General features: G+C 63.4%; 2 protein-coding genes. One reads left to right on the top strand and one right to left on the bottom strand.

The window, feature by feature from the left end:
* A partial coding sequence (locus GEV06_27880) for a hypothetical protein (GenBank protein ID MPZ21678.1) occupies positions 1 to 3,178 on the bottom strand: 3,178 nt, incomplete at its 3' end.
* A gap of 252 nt (positions 3,179 to 3,430) precedes the next feature.
* On the opposite strand from GEV06_27880, the gene GEV06_27885 reads away from it, so the two are divergent.
* Positions 3,431 to 4,480, top strand: a complete 1,050-nt coding sequence (locus GEV06_27885) for a substrate-binding domain-containing protein (GenBank protein MPZ21679.1) — start codon at positions 3,431 to 3,433, stop codon at positions 4,478 to 4,480.
* Positions 4,481 to 6,334: the final 1,854 nt, after the last annotated feature.

Genomic DNA, 6,334 nt, shown 5'->3' on the forward strand with positions numbered 1-6,334 from the left:
GCAGGGGCTTGCCCGGTCCGAACGGCAGCTCGTACGTGTAGCTCAACGCGAGCACGTGCGGGATGTCCGAGCTGGTCACGGATCGCTCGCTCCGGTTGTCGTAGAAGTCCTGCTGGAACGACCGGGCGAAACGCGCGTTCTGCGCGCCTGCGTCGGCGCCTTGGAAAGAATCCACCGTGCCGAGTGTCTTCGAGAACGTATAAGACAGCAACATCGTCAGGCCGTTCGAGAACCGTTTCTGCACCTTCGTCAGCAGGCCGTTGTACGACGCGCTGCCGACCGGCTGCATGACGTTGTCGATATTTCCGTATTGCGGGAACGGCCGGAGCGCTTGCGCCACCGTAGCACCGGCGCCGAACAGGTCGCCGAAGGTGTCGAACGGCGGCCGGAGGCCTGCCGCCATGACGCGCGGGTCGCCAATCGGCAGGTTCAGGAACTCGTTCAGCGGAAGACCAGCGCTCTCCGCGGCGCCGCGATACTCCTCGGCGACCTCGAGCGGCACCTGATTCGGTTTGCGCCAGAGGCCCACGTGATAGATGTGCGTGCCCACGTAGGCGGCGCTCGCTAGAAAGCCCCCCGGCAGCTCTCGCTGCAGCTCGAACGACCAGTTGATCTGTGTCGGCATCTTCCCGGCCTCCGGACTGATGAGCGCCGGATTGGCATTGCCGACGAGCAGGCCAGGATCGATGAACGGCGGGGCCTGGAACCCGGGATACGGGTCGTCCCAGAAGTAGGCCGCCGAGCCGAGCTCGTCGCCCGGCCGATTCACGGTCGCCACGCCGTTGAATCCGGCTGCGTAGAGGCCGCCGGAAATCCCATTCGTCAGGTTGTCGTTCCCGAGCGGTCTCGTGATGGCAAAGCTGCCGCGCAGCACCGAGCGCTCGTCGCCGAACAGCCTGCCCAGGAAGCCACGCTCGGCATTTGGTGTGTAGGCAAATCCTATGCGGGGCTGGAACCCCTTCCAATCGATGTCGCCAATCCTCTTCCGGCCGTTGCGTCCCTCCCCCTCGCCATAGAACGTGTAAGCGCCCGGCAACCCACCTGCGGCCGGGTTTGGCAGCTCCGGATCGACCGTGGAGACACGACCGAACACTTCCGTGCGCGGCACCGAGACGTCGTAGCGGAATCCGAGGTTGAGCGTCAGGTTTCGTGCCACGCGCCAATCGTCCTGCACGAATCCGCTTGCCGTCAGCCAGCGATAGCCTGCCGTGGTCGCGCCAATGTCGAAGCGCGAGAAGTCCGCCGCGCCAAACATGAAGCTCGCGACTGAATTACCGGTCGCCGCCGCCGTGATGGAGACGGCGGCCGGCCCCTGTGCGGTATTCACGAAGCCGACGCCGTTGAGCGCAGTCTGCGTGGGCTCGAACGCGAAGCGGCCGGAATTGTTGCTCCTCTCGTTGCGCTGCAGCCGCCGAAACTCTCCGCCGAGCTTCAACGTGTGCGACCCGCGCACCCAGGTGGTAACGTTGCTCAACACGAAGCGGTTCTGCGCCACGAGCGAGAAGGCATTACCACCAATCCCATTTTGGTTGCGGAGCCCAATGGCTGGATACGGCGCGCCCGATGGCAGGCTGATGCCGCCGAGCCCGAGCTCGTCCAACGGTGGACCGGCAACGACAGGACCCGCGACGAGGCGATCGCGCAGGAAGCCAAAGACGAAGTTGTTGAGAAGGTTCGAAGAGAACGTCTTCGTGTGGGCAAAGCGCGCCTGCCACGATGGTCTGTCGTTCTCGGTCGCATCCAGCTCGTTGAGTGTGCCGATGTTCGATTCTCGACTGCTTCCGAGCGACAGACTGCCAGACAGCGTCTGCAGCGGGCTGATGTTGTGATCGATTTTCACGACGAAGCGCTCTTCGTCGTTCACTTGGCGCGTCTGCCGGAAGAAGTTGTTGAAGACGGCGTCGGTCTGCGCCTGCGGGAAGTCTTGCATGATCCGTTGTGAGGCGGCGCTGAGCCCGGAGTGGCCAGAAGGAATGACGTTGTCGGGGAACGGATCGCGAATGTTGTACGCCTGCCCATCCGGACCAATGACCGTGCGCGAATTCGTCGGGTCGTAGATTGCGCCCTCGAACACCGGCCGTCCCGCAGGGTCCAACAACGGCAGCAGCTGGGAGGAGTTGCGTGGGTTGGGCACGAAGAGCTGTGGCCCGAGCAGCTGCGAGAAGTCCCCCTGTCGGAACCTGTTCGGGATCGTGGTCAGGTTGGGATTGTTGGCGCTGGGACGGAACTTGAACCCCGAATAGCTCGTGAAGAAGAACGTTCGGTTGTGTCCATCGTACGCGAGCGGACCGAGTCCTTTCGGCAGCCAGACAGGCCCACCGAGCGTGAACCCGTACTCGTTCTGGTTCAGCGGCGCCTTCGGCTCGCCGCGAGCCTTGGTGGGAAAGTCCTGTGCGTTGAGCGCATCGTTCTGCAGGTACTCGAAGACGTTGCCACGAAACTGGTTCGTCCCGGAGCGTAGCGTGAACGAGACGATTCCGGTCGCCAGGCCGTACTCCGCCGAATAGCTGTTGTTGCTGATCTTGAACTCGCCAATCGACTCGAGCGCGGGGTGATTGTTCGACATGCTGCCGGACAGATTGGTGTCGGCAACCGGAATGCCGTCGATGAAAACCTCGGCCGAGGCGGCCGGCGAGCCGCTGATGTTGAGACGCAGGTCCGGGACCGCCCCCGGTATCGATCCGCTCACGCCCGGTGTCATGACGACGAAGTTCAGTGGGTTTCGCATGGCGCCGGTCAGCGGCACGGGCAGGTCGAGGATCTGCCGGCGCGTCACCGTCGTCCCGGTGTCGGAGGTCGTCGTATCGAGCGCGAGCGCTGCGGCTTCGACCGTGACCGTTTCCGCGACGTCGCCCGGGCTGAGCACGACGGTCAGCGCGACGGTGCGTCCAACTTCGACGGACACCTCCTGTACGGAGATCTTGAAGCCGCTCAGCTCGGTCGAAAGCTCATAGCTCCCCACCGTCAACGACGTGAAGCGGAAGCTCCCCGACTCGTCGGTCGTGACAGCCGTCGACACGTTCGTTTCGGTATTGGTCAGCGCCACGGCGGCCCCAGGAATGACCCGGTCTTGCTCGTCGACCACGAGCCCGGTGATCGCGCCTCGGTCACTCTGGGCGAGGGCAATTGTTGCGTGCAGGAAGAGCAGAGCCAGTGATGCGAGCGTCAGTCGTCTCATAACGCGCTCCTTAGGGCTCCTGGACCAACGAGGCCAGTTTGAAACGTTTCAGAAATGCCTAATGACAGACGCTGAGGGCAAACAAGCGCCGAATTAGGCCATATTTTCACGGCCGTCGCCTGGCGCTATCGCTTCTTACTGTGATAGTGTCGAAACGTTTGATACACCAGCGTGAGACCTGGTGTCAAGCCGCGAAAAGGAACCGGGTACCTTTTCGCGACCGAAAAGGTACCCGGTTCCTTTTTCTCCCCAATGGTCGACGGGCCGAAGACGTCAGGGCGGCCGCTGACGATGGTCGATGTGGCGCGTCTCGCCGGCGTGTCACCGGCGACGGTCTCTGCCGTCGTAAATGGCAAGGGTGGCGTCAGCGCGGAGCGCCAGGCACGCGTCCGAGAGGCCATGGCCGTGTTGGACTATCATCCCGACCACGTCGCGCGCAGCCTCAAGATCGGCCGGACGCAGGTCATCGGCATGGTCGTCCCCGACATCAGCAACCAGTTCTTTCTCGAGGTGGTGCAGGGCATCGAGACGGAGGCGTTGCAGCACGGCTACTCGCTGATCCTCTGCAATTCTGGCGGCTCTCCCGAGCGCGAGCAGACGCAGTTGAGCACGCTGTTCTCCAGGCGGGTGGACGGCGCCATCCTGGCCTGCACCGATTCCTCCTCCGCTTACGACGGCCTGATTCGACGCCGGTTTCCGCTCGTCTTCATCGATCGCGTGCCGGTCGGCTTCACGCGGGGTGCGGTGGTGTCCAACAATGTGCAGGGCGCCTACGAAGCCACCCGACACCTGATCGGCCTCGGACACACGCGCATTGCGATCATTACCGGCGACTTGCGCCTCTCGAGCGGCGTGGACCGTGTCGAAGGATTCCGGAAGGCCATGCAGGAGGCGCACCTCCCAGTACGCGACGAGTATTTTCGCCCCGGCGATTTTCAACTCGACAGCGGCTATCGCGGCGGCCAGGAGCTGCTGCGCTTGGCAGAACCGCCGACGGCCATCCTCTCGTGCAACAACAAGATGACGCTTGGCCTGATGCGCGCCGCGGTCGAGTCGCGCGTGGCCTGCCCCGGCCGCGTCAGCGTGCTCGGCTTCGATGACTTCGAGTGGGCGGCGAGCTTCAGCCCGCGGCTCACCACCGTCGCGCAACCGACCCGTGACATCGGGCGGCGGGCGATGAAGATGCTGCTCGGCAAGCTGAACCCCTCCAGCGCCGATCCCGATACGCCAGCGGACTCGCTGATCGTGCTGGACACGGAGCTGCGGATCCGTGAATCGACTGCTCCTCCACCAGACCGTTGAGAGCCCGCGTCCATATCAGAAGTCGAGCTTCAACACCCAGCTGGATCTGGCGGGGCGTGGTCGCGAGAGACGTAATGGTTCCGAAAGAGGTCGACGTGAGGCTCCCGTTCGGCGTGCCGAAGTTCGTCTTGTTGAGGACATTGAAGGCTTCTACTCGCAGCTCGAGCCGCATGGCCGCGCGAGGAACCTCGAAGCGCTTGTGCAGTCCCAGGTCCAGTGTGTAGACGGCCGGTCCGCGGGCGGCGTTCCTTGGTACGTTGCCAAACGGCTGGCTCGAGTCTGTGGGAATGACGACGTTGTTCGAATCGAAATAGTTCTCAATCGTACGCTGGCCGTCGGCCACGTAGATATCGCCAGTCACGTTCGGCCGGTAGGTGGGCGCGCCGCTCACGCTGAATGCCGAGGAGGGTGAGTAAGTCAGGTTCACGGAACGCCCGCTGGTCATCGTGTTGATGGCCGTGACCCGCCAGCCGCCGACGAGGGCGTCGAGCAGAGGGCTCATGGCCGCGCCCCACGTCCGATTGCGACCGATTGGCAGCTCCCAGACGACGGTCGTGGTGTTGTTGAGCGGCTCGTTGTATCCGGAGAGGCCGAACTCCCCGTCGAGATCGGCCAGGTTGACGCGACTGTTGTCGCCGTTTGCCGTCTCGAGATGGCCGGAGGCATTGTCCCGCGCGCGCGACCACGTGAACGAGTTGAGCAGGTACAGGCCCGCGGAATAACGACGCTCGACCTTCAGCTGCAGCGCGTGATAGTCGCCCCTGCCGCCGTCGAATGCCGACTGGATGAACTGATAGTCCGGGATTGGCCGGCGCTCCTGCAGCGGTGTCTCCTCGCCAATGGCATTCGGTCGCGCTTGATTCAGGTCCCCCAGGATCACCAGATGGTCGCTCTTGTTGCCAACGTAGCCAATATCGACGACGAACCGCGACCAGAGCTCGCGCTGCACGGTCACGTGCCAGCTCTGGATGTAGCCAGTGCGCGTGTCCGGTGGGATGTAGTTCACACGTCCGTTGATTGGATCGAAGTTCTCGGGAACGTTCAACCCTTCGGGATACCCCATCTGGGTCGGTCGAAAGCAGGACGTCGGCGAGGTGTCCGACGTGCACAGACCTTGCGATGGCTGCTGCGCAATCGTGATCGGGACGACGTGCGGGCCGTTGAACGAGAGGAGGTTCTCGCCGCCGAGCCGGTTGAAATGGATGTAGCTGATGCCGTACGCCGAACGGAGCACCGTCTTGTCGTTCAGGCTGTAGGCGGCGCCCACACGCGGCGCGAAGTTGTTGCGATCTGGATTGACCAGCGCGCGATCGGCCACCGACCCGTCCGAGGCCTGCAGCAATGTCTGCGTCGCCGGGTCGAAGTTCGTCAGGTAATTGTCCGCCTCCCACTGTGGGGTGGCGTATTCATAGCGGACGCCGAGGTTCAGCGTCAGATTAGGTATGACTCTCCAGTCGTCCTGCAGATAGCCGAAGTGCATGCGTTGGCGGAGATTGAACGTGAACGGGTTGACGAGCGAGTAGCCGCTGCGCGCACCGACCATGAAATCCGCCAGGTTGTACGTGGCCGCATCGGACTCGGCGCCACTGGGACGACTGAACTGCCCCGAGTACGAATCCGACCCGTACTTCGGATGCACATCGTCCACCTCGGTGTTGATCGCCTGATACTCGTAGCCGGTCTTCAAGGTGTGCCGGCCGAGGATCCAGGAGTAGTTGAGGCGGGCGTTGAAGGCAAACGGATCCTGGTGCTGGGGATTGCTGTTCTGGCGGCCCCAGGACGTCCAGCCGCTCACCGATTGCTGTGTCAGACCACCGGCGAGCTCCGAGTCGGTGGGCAGGCCCGTGATGCCGT

Source organism: Luteitalea sp., assembly GCA_009377605.1.
Taxonomy (GTDB): domain Bacteria; phylum Acidobacteriota; class Vicinamibacteria; order Vicinamibacterales; family Vicinamibacteraceae; genus WHTT01.